Annotated in this window: 10 protein-coding genes; all 10 read right to left on the bottom strand. The window is 62.8% G+C overall.

Annotated features, from left to right (window positions below):
• Positions 1 to 298 precede the first annotated feature (298 nt).
• The 10 genes from IC234_RS14370 to IC234_RS21870 all read right to left on the bottom strand — a co-directional run bounded on the left by IC234_RS14370 (position 299) and on the right by IC234_RS21870 (position 14,109).
• Positions 299 to 1,792 (bottom strand): S1C family serine protease, encoded by a 1,494-nt coding sequence (locus IC234_RS14370; protein WP_223827680.1) that lies wholly within the window; start codon positions 1,790 to 1,792, stop codon positions 299 to 301.
• Positions 1,793 to 2,035: 243 nt separating this feature from the next.
• Entirely contained in the window at positions 2,036 to 2,575 is a 540-nt protein-coding gene (locus IC234_RS14365; RefSeq protein WP_190925807.1) for an Hsp20/alpha crystallin family protein, read from the bottom strand.
• A 246-nt stretch (positions 2,576 to 2,821) separates the two neighbouring features.
• On the bottom strand, positions 2,822 to 3,628 hold the full coding sequence (locus IC234_RS14360) for a hypothetical protein (protein WP_190925805.1): 807 nt from the start codon (positions 3,626 to 3,628) through the stop codon (positions 2,822 to 2,824).
• 36 nt (positions 3,629 to 3,664) lie between these two features.
• Positions 3,665 to 4,861 carry a M20 metallopeptidase family protein gene (locus IC234_RS14355; protein ID WP_190925802.1) on the bottom strand — a complete coding sequence of 399 codons (1,197 nt, stop codon included), beginning with the start codon at positions 4,859 to 4,861 and terminating at the stop codon, positions 3,665 to 3,667.
• Positions 4,862 to 5,007: 146 nt separating this feature from the next.
• Positions 5,008 to 5,574 (bottom strand): hypothetical protein, encoded by a 567-nt coding sequence (locus tag IC234_RS14350; RefSeq protein WP_190925800.1) that lies wholly within the window; start codon positions 5,572 to 5,574, stop codon positions 5,008 to 5,010.
• Complete coding sequence (deoC, locus tag IC234_RS14345) at positions 5,555 to 6,223, bottom strand: deoxyribose-phosphate aldolase (protein ID WP_190925798.1); 669 nt, start codon at positions 6,221 to 6,223, stop codon at positions 5,555 to 5,557. Before deoC ends, IC234_RS14350 begins: the two co-directional genes overlap by 20 nt.
• 33 nt (positions 6,224 to 6,256) lie before the next feature.
• Positions 6,257 to 8,065, bottom strand: coding sequence for a T9SS type A sorting domain-containing protein (locus IC234_RS14340; RefSeq protein WP_190925796.1), 1,809 nt, complete (start codon positions 8,063 to 8,065; stop codon positions 6,257 to 6,259).
• 181 nt (positions 8,066 to 8,246) lie between these two features.
• The gene (gene secA, locus IC234_RS14335; RefSeq protein WP_190925794.1) at positions 8,247 to 11,648 is read right to left on the bottom strand and encodes a preprotein translocase subunit SecA; all 3,402 of its coding nucleotides are present in this window, start codon (positions 11,646 to 11,648) and stop codon (positions 8,247 to 8,249) included.
• Positions 11,649 to 11,837: 189 nt separating this feature from the next.
• Entirely contained in the window at positions 11,838 to 12,737 is a 900-nt protein-coding gene (locus IC234_RS21875) for an SDR family oxidoreductase (RefSeq protein WP_223827679.1), read from the bottom strand.
• Positions 12,727 to 14,109, bottom strand: coding sequence for a family 1 glycosylhydrolase (locus tag IC234_RS21870; protein ID WP_223827678.1), 1,383 nt, complete (start codon positions 14,107 to 14,109; stop codon positions 12,727 to 12,729). Before IC234_RS21870 ends, IC234_RS21875 begins: the two co-directional genes overlap by 11 nt.
• Between the last annotated feature and the right edge of the window lie 109 nt (positions 14,110 to 14,218).

Raw genomic sequence — 14,218 nt, 5'->3', positions numbered from 1 at the left:
GTAGTGGCAAACAAGCCGGACTGTTTACCGTTCAAAACCCTAAACAAGAATTCCCACAGTGGGACTTCTTACTTACGTGCGAGCCAGGCAAAAGGACTTGTTGAGGAAGCACAATTGCCAGCTTTTTCAGGGCTATTTTGGCCGAAGTTATGCCCATAATTCAATCTTTTCTACCAGGCTTACCAAATAAATTTTTCGGTTTGCTATTGCCTTTGCTCCGGCCCAAATCATCGTCCCGCCTCAGTGCAAAAAAAAGCCCCTGCCAAGGCGGCAGGGGCTTTTTTAACGCAGAAAGATGTTATTCGGCGCCGATGGGATAATAGGCTTTGCGGCCGTCCGGGTATACGCCCTCCACCAACACGCCGCCGCCGTTACGGGCCTGGTCGAGAATGTTTTTCACGTCCGAGGGCTTGGTCACCTGCGTCTTGTCGATGCGGGTGATAATGAAGCCGTCGGCCATGCCCGTCTCGCGCAGGTTGCTGCCCTTGATACCGGTGATTTTGGCGCCGCCTTCCAAACCGAGCTTGGCCAGGTCGCGGGCAGGAACGGCCGAGATGGTGGCGCCCTCATACTTGATAGATGCCACGACGTTTTCGCGCACCACGCCGGTGGTACCGGTCGAGTTGCGCAGGATGGCCTCGGTGGTGCCGGTGCTGCCGCCGCGCAGGTAGCTTACTTTAATCTTGTCGCCGGGGCGGAAGCGGGCCACCTGCTCTTGCAGCTGCGAAGAGGTATTCACGTTCACGCCGTTGATTTGGGTGATGATGTCGCCCGTTTTCAACCCGGCGGCAGCAGCCGCGCTGTTTTCGCTCAGGCCCTGCACATATACGCCGTTCAGGGTGTTCAGCTTTTTCTCCGAAGCCAGTTTGGCGTCCACTTCCTGGATTTGCACGCCCAGCAAGGCGCGCTGCACCACTTTGTACTTCAGCAGGTCGTCGACCACCTTGCTGGCCAGCGAGCTGGGGATGGCGAACGAATAGCCTTCGTAGCTGCCGGTGTGCGAGGCAATAGCCGAGTTGATGCCGATGAGGTCGCCGTTGAGGTTGACGAGGGCGCCGCCCGAGTTGCCGGGATTCACCACGGCGTCGGTCTGGATGAACGACTCCAGGCCCATGTTGTCCTTGCGGTTCAGGATGCCGATGTTGCGACCCTTGGCGGAAATAATGCCGGCCGTCACGGTCGAGTTCAGGTTGAAGGGGTTGCCCACGGCGAGCACCCACTGGCCCACTTTCACGTCGTCGGAGTTGCCATACTTCACAAAAGGCAGGTTGTCGGCCTTCACCTTCAGCACGGCGAGGTCGGTGTTCGGGTCGGCGCCCACCAGCTCGGCGTCGAACTTGCGCTTGTCGTCGAGCACCACCTCAATCTTGGAGGCTTTGTCGATGACGTGGTTGTTGGTCACGATGTAGCCGTTGGCGGCGATGATGACGCCCGAGCCCGAGCCCTGGCCGCCGCCGCGCGGCTGCTGCTGAAACTGGTCAAACTGGTCGCCAAAGAACTGGCGCAGGAAGGGGTCCATCTGCTGCTGGCGCTGGGCGGGCTCCGCAGCATATTCGGTCATTACGTGCACCACGGCCGGGGTCACGGCGGCGGCGGCGGCTACGAAGTTCAAGCCTTCGGGCACGACGTAGGGCGTGCTCCGCATCTCGGACGTGTAACGCACCTGGGGGTTGGCGGCTACAGCCTGGGGCGCCACGGGGGCGGGCTCCAGCAGCTTGTACCCCCCCACGGCCACGCCGCCGCCCAAAATGGCGGAACCGAGCAGGCCGAGCATCATTTGTTTTGCTTGCATGGGGTAAGGGAAATTTGAAAAAGGTGAAACCAGTGAATGAAGAGCCTAATTTATCATTCCGGGCATGAAAACCGGATGAGCCGGCCCGGTGATATTTCTATCAACGCGAGAAGGATTCAGTTTAGCGCCTCAGGGTTGCTTTTAGCAGAAAACAGGCCAAATCGAGCTGTATACGTACGCAACAAGCACGACTGCAAAAAAGGCACCCGAGCGGGTGCCTTTTTTGCAAATGCTCACTCGCCCTTAGCGAATTTCGATATGCTGCTTGGTCACTTTTTCCGTGTCGAAGGGCAGCGTGACGCGGAGGATGCCGTCGGTCAGCTCGGCGCCAATAGCCTTTACGTTCACCGTGTCGGGCAGGCGGAAGCTGCGAGTAAAGGTGCCGTAATTGGTTTCGAGGCGGCGGAACTTGGGCGCGGCCGGCGCGTCGGGCGTCACCACAGCGGGCTTGTTGTCGTCGGCTTTGGCTTCGTCGGTGGCGTGGGCCTCGGTGGCGGTGGCAGCGGCTTCTTTGGCGGCTGCGGCGGGATTGGCGCGCTCGCCGGAAATCACCAGCTGGCCGTCGTGGAATTCGATGTGCACGGCCTCCTTCTTCAGGCCCGGCAGGGCCAGGTGCAGCTCAAAGCCTTCGGCCGTTTCGAGAATGTCGGCGGCCGGGATGAACGTGGGCGTAGGCTGCGTGGTGGGGGTGGTTTGCGGGTCGCGCAACATGTCGGCAAGCATGGTGCTCAACGCACGGCTCGGACGCAGGGAAGGACGGGTGTTATACAGCAACGTGGCCATGGTTTGTATAGAAGTTGAATGTGGAAGTGAAAGAACAAGCGCCGTTTGGCGGCACACTTGTCTTTCATTCAAATTCATACCAAACCTATTTGCGTCACATTTTTAAGACAAATTGTCCTGTTTTATAAAAACACCTTTTTGCATTTGTCACCGCCACTCGAGTAAAACTTGACATACCCTTCGCAGGTGGCAAAAATAGAAAAATTATCAGCCTGCAATTTTGTCACTCCGCCTGCTGCGCGCAGCTTAGTGCTGGGTTGGTAGCTGCTTGCGAGCGGCGGCATCTTGCCCGTTGAGGAAGGTAAACCGCACATCAATCCCTACCACCGGCGACACGGCGTTGGCCCTCCCGGCCGGCTCTATCTCGTTGCCGTCCTTGTCGTACCGCGCCAGCCCGAAGCTGTACTGCGTTTGGTAAGCCACCCAGGGCGTCACGTCGAGCAAAGGGGACAAACGCACGCCCACTTCGCCGCGCAGGCTGGTGAAATCGATGGTGCGCTCCTTGGGGTCGTCGTTGGAGTGCAGCAGGCGCACGCGGGTAGTGGCTTCGTAGCTCAGGCGTGGGCGAATGCTGAAGCTGCTCACCGGCACTATTTTCTCCAAATCGACGCGCAGACGAGCATTGGTGCGGCCCGTGGCACCGCTGGCCCCCGGAATGACGCGCTCTACGCTCAGGCGCTGGCCGAAGGTGAGCGGGCCCACGGGGCTGCGGTGGCGCAGCAGCACCTCGGGCAGCAGGGCGTAGCTGTTGTAGGCCGAAACGTAGGCCGCCGTGGCGCCAATGCTCCAGTGCTCGTTCCAGAAATGCTCGTAGCCCAGCGTGAGGCGGCGCTCATCGAAGCCCAACACGCGGTTGGGGTCGCTGAAGCCGTTGTTGTCGGTGAGGTGCTGGCCGCGCACGGCCACCAAGAGGTAGTCGTTGGTGGTGGGCAGGGCCACTTCAGCCTGCACTTCGGGCCATAGCTGCCAGCCAAAAACGGTGCGGCGGGTTTGGCCTGCTGCCGGCAGGGCCAGCAGCATGCTCCACAGGGCCGCAAGCAAAAACTGTTTCATAGGGCAATGAGCAAAGGAAATGAAACCGGGCGCGGCCTAGGACTGCCCCGCCAGCTCCTGCACGGCCAGCCAGGCCATCAGGCCCGGTCCGGTGGCAAGGGCCTTTTCGTCGATGTCGAAGGTAGGCGTGTGCACGGAGGAGGCAAAGCGGCCGTCTTCGTGGCGCGTGCCGAGGCGGTAGAAGCACGCCGGGGCGGCCTGCGAAAAGTAGGCGAAGTCCTCGGCGGCCATCCACTGGTCGAGCTCCACCACGTTTTCGGGGCCGAGGTAGGCTTCGGCGGCGGCGCGCACGCGGGCCGTGAGTTGGGGCTCGTTTTCCAGGTACGGGTAGCCGTGCCGGATTTCAAGCTCGCACACCGCGCCCATGCTTTCGGCCAGGCCCTCGCAGAGGCGGCGCAGGTGCTGGTGGGCTTCGGCGCGCCACTCCTCGTTGAGGGTGCGGAAGGTGCCCTCGATGTAGACCTCGTTGGGGATGACGTTGGTGGCGCCGTTGGCGATGACCTTGCCAAAGCTGAGCACCGACGGAATTTTGGGGCTGGAGCGGCGGCTCACAATCTGCTGGGCGGCCACGATGAGGTGGGCGGCCACCAGCACGGGGTCGAGGTTCATTTCGGGCATGGCGCCGTGGCCGCCCTTGCCCTTGATGGTGAGGTACAGCTCGTCGGTGCTGGCCATGTAGCGGCCAGGGCGCAGGCCAATTTTGCCGGCCGGCAGGTGCGGAAACACGTGCTGGCCCAGCACGTTGGCCACGGCCGGGTTTTCCAGCACGCCTTCCTTTATCATGAGCGAAGCGCCGCCGGGCAGCCGCTCCTCCCCCGGCTGAAACATCAGCTTCACGGTGCCCTTGAATTCGCTTTTCAGCTCATTGAGAATGCGGGCCGCCCCCAGCAGCGAGGCCGTGTGCACGTCGTGGCCGCAGGCGTGCATCACGCCGGGGTTGGTGGACCGGTAGGGCACGTCGTTGGCCTCCGTGATGGGCAGCGCGTCCATGTCGGCGCGCAGGGCAATGGTGGGGCCGCCGGGCTGGCCTTCTATCAGGGCCACCACGCCGGTGTTGGCGATGGGCTGGGGCGTGAGGCCCAGCTTCAGCAGCTCCTGCGTGACGTAGGCGGCCGTGTTGGTTTCCTCGAACGACAGCTCGGGGTGGGCGTGCAGGTGGCGGCGAATGGCCACGGTGTCGGCCGCGTACTGGGCGGCAAGCTGTTGGATGCGCGGGAGGAGGTCGAGGGGCATGGAAGGAGGGACAAGGGGCCGCGACGGCCCGTCATGCAGAGCGCAGCGAAGCATCTCGCCTACTCAACTAATTCTTACGATTCGGTCACGGCCACCAGCGAGATGCTTCGCTGCGCTCTGCATGACGTTCTTTCACCGCTCTGCTCTTACGGGTTCTTGTTCAGCAGCACCTGCGTGGGCTCCAGCTCCAGCTTGGGCGTGAGGCCACGCAGCCGGGCCAGGCCCCGCGCCGCTTCCAGCTTGGTGAGGTAGTCGCCGATGTAGAGGCGGTAGACGGGCGATTTGAAGACGATGTAATCGGTTTCGTCGGGGTAGCGGCTGATGATGCTGCGCCGGATGGCCATCACCTGGTCGCGCTCCAGGCCGAGGTACACCAGAATGCGGTAGCCCTGGGCATACTTCACGTTTTGGTTGGTGTAGGCCTGGTCGCGCAGGCGCTGCTCCACCTGGGGGTTCACGTGGTTGGTGGGCGGCACCACGGTTTTGGGCGCGGGCGTGGCGGCTGCCACGGGGGCCGGTTTGGGCACCGTGAACACCGGCCGGTACTTGCTCACGTCCTCGGCCGGCATGGATGCGGGCGCGGCCGTGGCGGTGGGCTTGCGGGTGGTATCGGGCGAGGTGCTGGTTTGGGTGGCCTGCTGGGCCGTGCTGGCGCAGGCCACCAACGAAAGCAGCGAGGGCAGCAGCAGGGCCTTAAGCAAGGGTCGAATCATCGGTTTCAGCAATCAGGGCCAGGCTATTGGACGAGCCGATGCGGTCGGCGCCGGCCGCCACCAGCGCCTCGGCGGCGGCGCGGGTACGGATGCCGCCGGCGGCTTTAATGCGCACGTTTTCGGGCAGCACGCGGCGCATCAGTTCGATGTCGGCCACGCTGGCGCCGCGGCTGGCAAAGCCGGTGGACGTTTTCACAAAATCGGCCTCGCCAGCCACGCAGAGCTGGCAAGCCAGTTCGATTTCTTCCTCCGTGAGCAGGGCGGTTTCGATAATGACCTTGAGCAGGGCCTGGTGCACGTGGCAGAGGTCGGCCAGGTCCAGGATTTCGGCCTGAATGGCGGCCGTCTTGCCCGACTTCAGCGCCGAGATGTTGATGACCATGTCCAGCTCGTGGGCGCCGTCATACAAGGCCACTTCCGCCTCCTTAAATTTGACGCTGGACGAAGCATAGCCCAGCGGAAAGCCAATCACCGTGCACACGGGCACGGTGGTGCCTTCCAGCCTAGCGGCGGCCAGGGCCACGTAGCAGGGCGGCACGCACACGCTGGCAAAGCCGTGCGCGGCGGCCTCCTCGCACAGTTGGAGGATTTGTGCTTCGGTGCAGTCGGGGCGCAGCAGGGTGTGGTCGATACGGGCGGCGAGGTTCATGGGGCAAAGGTAGCGGGTAAGGCCGCCCCTCCCCTACTCCACCACCAAGCGGCGGGTGGCCGATGCAGCGCCGACGGTGACGCGCAGGGCATAGATGCCGGGGGCAAGGCTTTTCAGGTCCAGCTCCGTGCGGGCGCCGACAGCTCTTTGAGTGAGCACAGCGCGCCCCACAGCATCGAACACGGTGAGCGTGGCTGCGACGGTTCCGGGCCCGGGGGGCAACTGTACTGTGGCACCGCCGCGGGTAGGGTTGGGAAACAGACCCATTTCGAAGCTTGCAGGCGACGCAACCGCAGTGACGAGCGCAGGGTCGGTGAAGGACGCCAGAAAAGTGGTCTGGGAACCCAAAGCGCCCGTTACCACTTGGCTGCCAAAGGTGGCTGCCGCCCCCACAGTGCCCGTCACCTTGACCGTGCTACCCGATATGGCTAGCGCCGTGGCGTAGTCATTGGCAGAACCACCGGCTTGCTGCACCCAAGCCAGCGCGCCGGCACTGCCCGCATCGGTGAACTTGACCACTACCACATCGGCCGAGTTAGCTGTTGAGGTCAGTGCCGTACTTCCAAAATTGACGGTTCCGGTGAAGCTGCCGGCCAAATAGAGGTTGGGCCCGCTTGCAGCCAAGGCCTGGAACTGGCTCTGATTGGCGATGCCTTGCACCCACGCAAAGCTGCCCGTGGTGCCAGCGTCGGTGAGTTTGGCCAGGAAAGGATATGGGCTTGCCCCGCTGACGTCGGGATTGGTCAGCGAAGGGAAAGGCCCCGTGAAGTAGCCGAAGTTGGCCGTGCGCCCCGTCATTTGCCCGGCCAGATAAAGATTCGCTCCGTTGGCTGCCAACCCCGTCACCTGAAAGGAGCTCGCCGTCGAGACCCTCTGGAACCAAGCAAACCCGCTATTGAACTTCGCCACGTAAATCGATGTGCCGGCGCACGGCATTATCACAAAGGCTCCGGCATTAAATCCTCCCCACCACATTTCAGAGCCCGATACCACGCCTGACACGTACACATTGTTGCCAGAAACGGCCAAAAACTGTTTTCCGCTTAGCGTTATTCCCGAACTGGTCGCCATGTTTGGCCCCGTGGCACCGTTGGCCCATCCGAGCGTCGACGTACTGCCCGAATCGATGAATTTTGCGACGAGCAACCGGTGCGACCGGACATAAGACGTGCCCGTGTTATCGGTAAAAGCCACGCTGCCGTCAATCGACGCAACGCCCCCTTCAAAAATACTGCTCGCATACACGTTGGCGCCGTCTACCAGCAGCGTCGACACCAAGTCATCGGCCACGTTGCTGGGCGGCAACACCGTTCCGCGGGCCGTGGTGGCGCTGCCGATGCGGTGCGCCCAGGTGAAAGTGCTAGCAGCGCCGGCATCCGTGAGTTTGGCGACAAAGGCGTCCTTGCTGGCGTTGGTGGCGTCGGTATTGGTGAGGGTGAGACTACCCAGCGCCACCGTGCTGCCGCCCAGGCCATAAGTGCCGCCCACGTACACGTTGGCGCCGCTCACTGCCAGCGCAGTCACGGCTTCGGCGCCCGGGCCGCCCGCCTGCTGCACCCAGGCAAAGCCGATGCCGGTGCTGTTCCACTTAGCCACGAAGCCGTCCTGACTGCCTGCGCTTACCAGTGCCACGGTGCCGAAGCTCACCGTTCCGGAGAAGTAGCCAGCCAGATACACCGCGCCGCTGGCGTCCACTTTGGTTTCCGTGACAGTGTAGGCACTGCTACCCGGCCCCAGCGCCACGGCCGTTTGCCAGGCCGGCGCCTGGGCCTGGGCACGCAGGCCAGCCAACAGTCCTACTGCGAGTTGCCACCGACGCAGATGAGAGAAGAGTTGTTTCATATTAATTACTTGCGTTTTAAACTAATTCACAAGGGGTTGTCACCAACATTTTGTTGCCGGAAGTACGGGCAATATACCCATTTTTGTTGCCCTATTTGTTCATTAAAAAAGCTTCACCCCTAAACCAAAAACGCCCCGACCAACCGGCCGGGGCGTTATTATTTTCATAAGCAAACCAACGTTAGTCTACCAGCACGGCGCGGCCGCTTTCCACGTCCTGCTCCACGGCTTTGTACTTCACGTCGCGCTTGATAGTGCCGTCCATGTACTGCACGTTCACCTTGTCGTTGCGGTTGGCCACTTTCTGGCTGCGCACCGGGGTTTGTTTCACGGCGGGCACGTCGGCGGGGCCCATGTCTTCGGGGCCGGCGCCGAGCGAGTCGAGGCTGGACTCGTGCTCCACGGTGAAGTTGGTGTGCTGCTCCTCGTCTTCAAGGTAGTAGTCGGGCTCCTCGTTGGTGCCCACCATGTTTTGCTGCACCGGCACGTCGGCGTGGAAGAGGAAGCTGGTCGTTTCCTCGTTCACCTTGCCAATCATGCGCTTGAAGAGCTCGAAGCTTTCAAACTTGTACACCAGCAGCGGGTCTTTCTGCTCGTACACCGCGTTTTGCACCACCTGCTTCAGGTCGTCCATCTGGCGCAGGTGCTGGGTCCAGGCCGTGTCGATTACCGACAGCACCACCACTTTCTCCATCTGGCGCAGAATGTCGTGGCCGCCGGTGGCCTGGGCGCGCTTCAGGTTGGCAATGGCCTGCACCTGCTTCTTGCCGTCGGTGAAGGGCACGGCGATGTTCTCGTAGGGCGCGTTCTGGCCCAGCAGGTCGTTCACCAGCGGCAGGGCATTCGAGGCAATGTGCTCGTTCTTGCTCTGGAAGTAGCCCAGGGCTTCTTCGTAGAGCTTTTGGGTGAGCGCCGGCAGTTGCAGGCCGGTGAGGTCCTGTTGGGTCAGGAAGGTGTCGTAGCCAAACACCCGAATGATGGCCAGCTTGAAGTCCTCAAAATCCCCCGTGATTTTGTGGCCCGCGGCGATGTCCTCGCTCACGTCGTAAATCATGTTCAGAATGTCGACTTCCATGCGGTCGCCGAACAGGGCGTTGCGGCGGCGCTTGTACACCACTTCGCGCTGGGCGTTCATCACGTCGTCGTATTCCAGCAGGCGCTTGCGGGTGCCGAAGTTGTTTTCCTCCACCTTCTTCTGAGCGCGCTCAATGGAGTTGGTAATCATCGAGTGTTGAATGACTTCGCCCTCTTCCATGCCCATGCGGTCCATCAGCTTCGCAATCCGGTCGGAGCCGAACAGGCGCATCAGGTTGTCTTCCAGGCTCACGAAGAACTGCGAAGTGCCGGGGTCGCCCTGGCGGCCGGCACGGCCGCGCAGCTGGCGGTCGACGCGGCGGCTTTCGTGGCGCTCCGTGCCGATGATGGCCAGGCCACCCGCATCGCGCGAAGTTTCGCGCAGCTTGATGTCGGTACCGCGGCCGGCCATGTTGGTGGCAATGGTCACGGTGCCGGGGTAGCCGGCGGCGGCCACAATCTCGGCCTCGCGCTGGTTCTGCTTGGCGTTCAGCACCTGGTGGTTGATGCCGCGCAGCTTCAGCATGCGCGACACCAGCTCCGAGATTTCCACGCTGGTGGTACCCACCAGCACCGGGCGGCCGGCTTCCACCAGCTTCTGGATTTCCAGGGCCACGGCGTTGTATTTCTCACGCACCGTCTTGTACACCTGGTCGTCGGAGTCTTTGCGCGAGATGGGGCGGTTGGTCGGAATCACCACCACGTCGAGCTTGTAAATTTCCCAGAACTCGCCGGCCTCGGTTTCGGCCGTGCCGGTCATGCCGCCCAGCTTGTGGTACATGCGGAAGTAGTTCTGCAGCGTCACGGTGGCGTAGGTCTGCGTGGCGTCTTCCACGCGCACGTTTTCCTTGGCCTCGATGGCCTGGTGCAGGCCGTCGGAGTAGCGGCGGCCTTCCATGACGCGGCCGGTCTGCTCGTCCACGATTTTCACCTTGCCGTCCTCGGTCAGGATATACTGGTCGTCTTTTTCGAAGAGCGTGTAGGCTTTCAGGAGCTGGTTCACGGTGTGCACCCGCTCGCTCTTTTCCTGGTAGTCGCTCATCAGCTTCTCTTTCTGCGTCAGCTTTTCTTCGGCCGAAAGGGCGGCGTTTTTCTCGATGTCGGCAATGGCGGCGCCGATATCGGGCATGATGAACAGCTTGGGGTCTTCGCCCTGGGCCGTGATGAGGTCGATGCCTTTTTCGGTCAGCTCAATCTGGTTGTTCTTCTCGTCGATGGTGAAGAACAGCGGCTCGTCGGCCTTGGGCATCTGGCGCGAGTTGTCGGCCAAGTAGTGGTTTTCGGTGGCTTGCAGCACCTGCCGGATGCCGGTTTCGGACAAGAACTTGATGAGCGGCTTGCTCTTGGGTAGGCCACGGTAGGCGCGGAACAGCAGCAGGCCACCTTCGCCGTTTTTGTCGCCTTCTTCCACGCCGGTTTTGCCGGCGGCAATCTGCTTGCGGGCCTCCACCAGGTAGGATTGCACGAGCTTCTTCTGCTCATCCACCAGGCGCTGAATGCGCGGCTTGAGCTGGTAGAACTCGTGCACGTCGCCGCGCGGCACCGGGCCCGAGATGATGAGCGGCGTCCGCGCGTCGTCAATCAGCACGGAGTCCACTTCGTCCACCATGGCGTAGTGGTGCTTGCGCTGCACCAGCTCCTCGGGGTCGCGCGCCATGTTGTCGCGCAGGTAGTCGAAGCCGAATTCGTTGTTGGTGCCGTAAGTGATGTCGGCCTGGTAGGCGGCGCGGCGCTCCGGCGTGTTAGGCTGGTGCTTGTCAATGCAGTCCACCGTGATGCCGTGGAACTCGAACAGCGGCGCGTTCCATTCAGAGTCACGCTTGGCCAGGTAGTCGTTCACGGTTACCAAGTGCACGCCGCGCTTCGACAGCGCATTCAGAAACGACGGCAACGTCGACACCAGCGTTTTGCCTTCGCCCGTGGCCATCTCGGCAATTTTGCCCTGGTGCAGCACCACGCCGCCGATGAGCTGCACGTCGTAGTGCACCATGTCCCACACGATTTCGGCACCGGCCGCCAGCCACTTGTTGTACCAAATGGCCTTGTCGCCCTCAATCACGCAGTTGGGGTGGGTGGCGGCGTATTCGCGGTCGCGGGCGTTGGCGGTCACCACCAGCTGGCCGTTTTCCTTGTAGCGGCGGGCCGTGTCCTTCACAATGGCAAACGCCTGCGGCAGCACTTCCAGCAGCACGGCTTCGAGGTCCTTGTTGCGCTGCTTTTCCAGCGCGTCAATCTGCTCGAACAGCACTTCTTTCTGGGCCACGTCCAGCTGCGGCTGGGTGTCGATTTGCTGGTGCAAACCGGCAATCTGGCCGTCCAGCCCGGCGAGGCGCTCGGCAATGCGAGCCCGCACCGCATCGGTCTGCTCGCGCAGCTGGTCATCGGTCAAGCCGGCCAGTTTGGCATATTCGGCATTAATCAGCGCCACGTAGGGCACGATTTCCTTTAAATCGCGCTCCGACTTGGAGCCAAATATTTTGGCGACGGTCTTGCCTAGGAATTCAAACATCAGGTAGTTTTTTAGCGAATAGCGCCGGGGCGCACCCCAAATTTACGGAGCCTTCCGCTAAAACCGTCCCAAAAAGGAAATTGTGCCAGGCTGGCAGATTGTGGCGTGCACGCTGCGAGTCCGTGCCCCGCCTGGCATTCCCGTCTTCCCGGGCCGCCCCGGCGCGGGCTCGCGGCGGCCACGCCACGCTCAAGCCGGATGCGCGAAATGCCGTTCCATTTCCCCCACACAACGGCCCAACGCATCTTCCAAGGATGGCAGCACCATGCCTTTTTCGCTCACCAATACGCTTTGTGCCGGCCGGGCGGCGGGCCAACCAAAGTCGGCCATGGGGCGCGGTGCCACGAAGTCGGGCGAGAGCCCAGCGTGCCGGGCAGCCAGGCGGGCCAGCTCGGCCCAGGTGCAGGCCCCCTGATTTGTGACGTGCCAGAGGCCGTGGGCTTCATCGAGCAGCAAATCGAGCGAGGCATTCACCAAGTCGGGCACGTAGGTGGGCGAAATGCGCACGTCATCGGCCGCCGCAAACGCTCGCTGGGCACGGGCGGCCTGCAAGGCAAAATGCACGAAATTGTACTCGTCCCACCCGCTGAAAAACGCACTGGTGCGCACCACCAGCGCCTGCGGGTGCACGGCCAGCACGCGCTGCTCGGCAGCCAGCTTGCTGCGGCCGTACACGTTCAGCGGGGTGGGCTTCGAGGATTCCGTGTAGGGTTCGGCCTGCTGGCCGTCGAACACCAAATCTGATGAGAAGGTGAGGAAAGGCAGGTGGCGCGCGGCGCAGGCCGTGGCCAGCACCGAGGGACCGGTGGCGTTTTCGCGGAAGCAGTCGCCGGCATTGCTTTCGGCTTCGTCCACGCGCACGTAGCCGGCGGCGTTCACCACCGCCCAAGGGCGCAGCGAGTCCAGCGCTTGCTCCACCATGACGGGGCTGGTGACGTCGAGTTCGTGCCGGCCCATCGCGGCAATGACAAGCCCCCGGGTGTGGCAGATGCGGCCGAAAGCGCGGCCCAGCGTGCCGTGCGCGCCCGCAATGAGCAGGGGCCGAATGTCCTGGTCGGCGATGTGGGCGGGAATGAAATCAGGCCGCATGTTGCAGTTTCTCTTTGGGTGCGGAGCGTGCCGCTTGGGGGGCTTTCGTCCGGCGGGGCTCAATGGATTTGTCGGGGGTGGTGCTGGGCTGGAAGTGCACGCGGCCGGGGCGCTGCCACCAGCCCAGGCTTTGCAGCACGGGGTGGCCGAACGTTGCGCCGTGGGCGAGGGCCCGCACCTGCTTCGCCAGCAGCGTGGGCCGCAGCTGCCCGCTGCGCACGTCGAACACGCCGGTTTCGTAATGGCCGGTGTCGCGGGTGAGCAGGTTGACCCAGTCGTAGGCGCCTAACACCGACCAGACGGTGACGGCGCGCACGTCGGCGCCCTGCTCGCGGGCGGCCCGGGCCGATTCCCACACGTACTGCAGCCAGCGCACCTGCTCCTCGCGGGTGCAGTTGAGGTGGGCCTCGGTGATGGCCACGGGGATGCCGTAGCGCTGCCAAGCCTGCAGCAGCAGGCTGGTCACGCCGGCCAGGCGCACGCCACCGCCCACGCGCACGGCCTCAATGTCGGCGTAGCGCTGGCGGCCGTTGTCGGCCACGTGGCAGGGCCAGTAATGGTCGGTGGCCTCGTCCAGAAACCGCTCGCTGGTGAGGTAGTGGTTCAGGCCCAGCACATCGGGCGGGCAGGGGTTATCGAGCCAGCTTTGCAGCTCTTCCTCGCTGGCGCCGTGCTCGGTGAGATAATTCCAGAAAAAGTGCGTGGGCGTGACCTTGCCGCACAACATGTCGAAGCTGAGCCAGCGCCGGTGGTTTTCGAAGTCGGCCTGGTAGCGCATGCCCGGCGTGCTATGAATCTGGGCCAGGTCCTCGGTTTGCACCAACTGGGCGTGCGGGATGAATTGCCGAATGGCTTGCATGGCCTGCCGCGTGGCCTCCAACTGGTTGAGCAAGGCGCGCACGAAGGTGCGGTCGTCGGCGGTGTGGGGGTACCAGTGGCCGTAGAGGGCGCTGAAGCGGGCGGTGGTCAGCGGCTCATTCACGGGCGTGAAGTGCGTGAGCCAGGGGTAGCGCTGGGCCACGTTGCCGGCGTGGCGGGCCAGGCCGGCGGCAAAATTGTTTTCGTGCAACGCCGTGTAGCGGGGCCCGCTGCCGTGGTGCACCAGCCCGATGATGGGGTTGATGCCGAGCTCGCGCAGGCGGGGCAGGCGCTCATCGGCCCAGGTCCAGTCGCAGGCGTCGGGGCCATCGGGGCAGGTGTGCTCCCACAGCACGGGGTAGCGCAGGGTTTTCAGCCCCAGCTCGGCCAGGGCATCCAGGTCAGAAACGCGGTGGCGGTGGCCGCTGCGCGTCATTTGGTCCGAATAATGGTCGCCCACGCGGCAGTGGCTGCATTCAACGCCGCCCCAAAGTTCTGGTTCTGATTGGTTCATAGCTGCAGGAATAAGTAGAACAATGGCCCGAAACAGCGTTGAGCTTGGTTCGGGCTTAAATCAAACTGCCACCCCGGCACATGCGTGCGAGGTGGCAGCTGGGCTTGGA

This window comes from Hymenobacter armeniacus, assembly GCF_014699055.1.
Lineage (GTDB): Bacteria > Bacteroidota > Bacteroidia > Cytophagales > Hymenobacteraceae > Hymenobacter > Hymenobacter armeniacus.
This window is presented reverse-complemented; position numbering and strand designations above follow the sequence as displayed.

Excerpts from the sequence above, each read along its gene's own strand:
- IC234_RS14370 (WP_223827680.1), bottom strand. The coding sequence starts at position 1,792 with ATGCAAGCAAAACAAATGATGCTCGGCCTGCTCGGTTCCGCCATTTTG.
- IC234_RS14365 (WP_190925807.1), bottom strand. The coding sequence starts at position 2,575 with ATGGCCACGTTGCTGTATAACACCCGTCCTTCCCTGCGTCCGAGCCGT.
- IC234_RS14360 (WP_190925805.1), bottom strand. The coding sequence starts at position 3,628 with ATGAAACAGTTTTTGCTTGCGGCCCTGTGGAGCATGCTGCTGGCCCTG.
- IC234_RS14355 (WP_190925802.1), bottom strand. The coding sequence starts at position 4,861 with ATGCCCCTCGACCTCCTCCCGCGCATCCAACAGCTTGCCGCCCAGTAC.
- IC234_RS14350 (WP_190925800.1), bottom strand. The coding sequence starts at position 5,574 with ATGATTCGACCCTTGCTTAAGGCCCTGCTGCTGCCCTCGCTGCTTTCG.
- deoC (WP_190925798.1), bottom strand. The coding sequence starts at position 6,223 with ATGAACCTCGCCGCCCGTATCGACCACACCCTGCTGCGCCCCGACTGC.
- IC234_RS14340 (WP_190925796.1), bottom strand. The coding sequence starts at position 8,065 with ATGAAACAACTCTTCTCTCATCTGCGTCGGTGGCAACTCGCAGTAGGA.
- secA (WP_190925794.1), bottom strand. The coding sequence starts at position 11,648 with ATGTTTGAATTCCTAGGCAAGACCGTCGCCAAAATATTTGGCTCCAAG.
- IC234_RS21875 (WP_223827679.1), bottom strand. The coding sequence starts at position 12,737 with ATGCGGCCTGATTTCATTCCCGCCCACATCGCCGACCAGGACATTCGG.
- IC234_RS21870 (WP_223827678.1), bottom strand. The coding sequence starts at position 14,109 with ATGAACCAATCAGAACCAGAACTTTGGGGCGGCGTTGAATGCAGCCAC.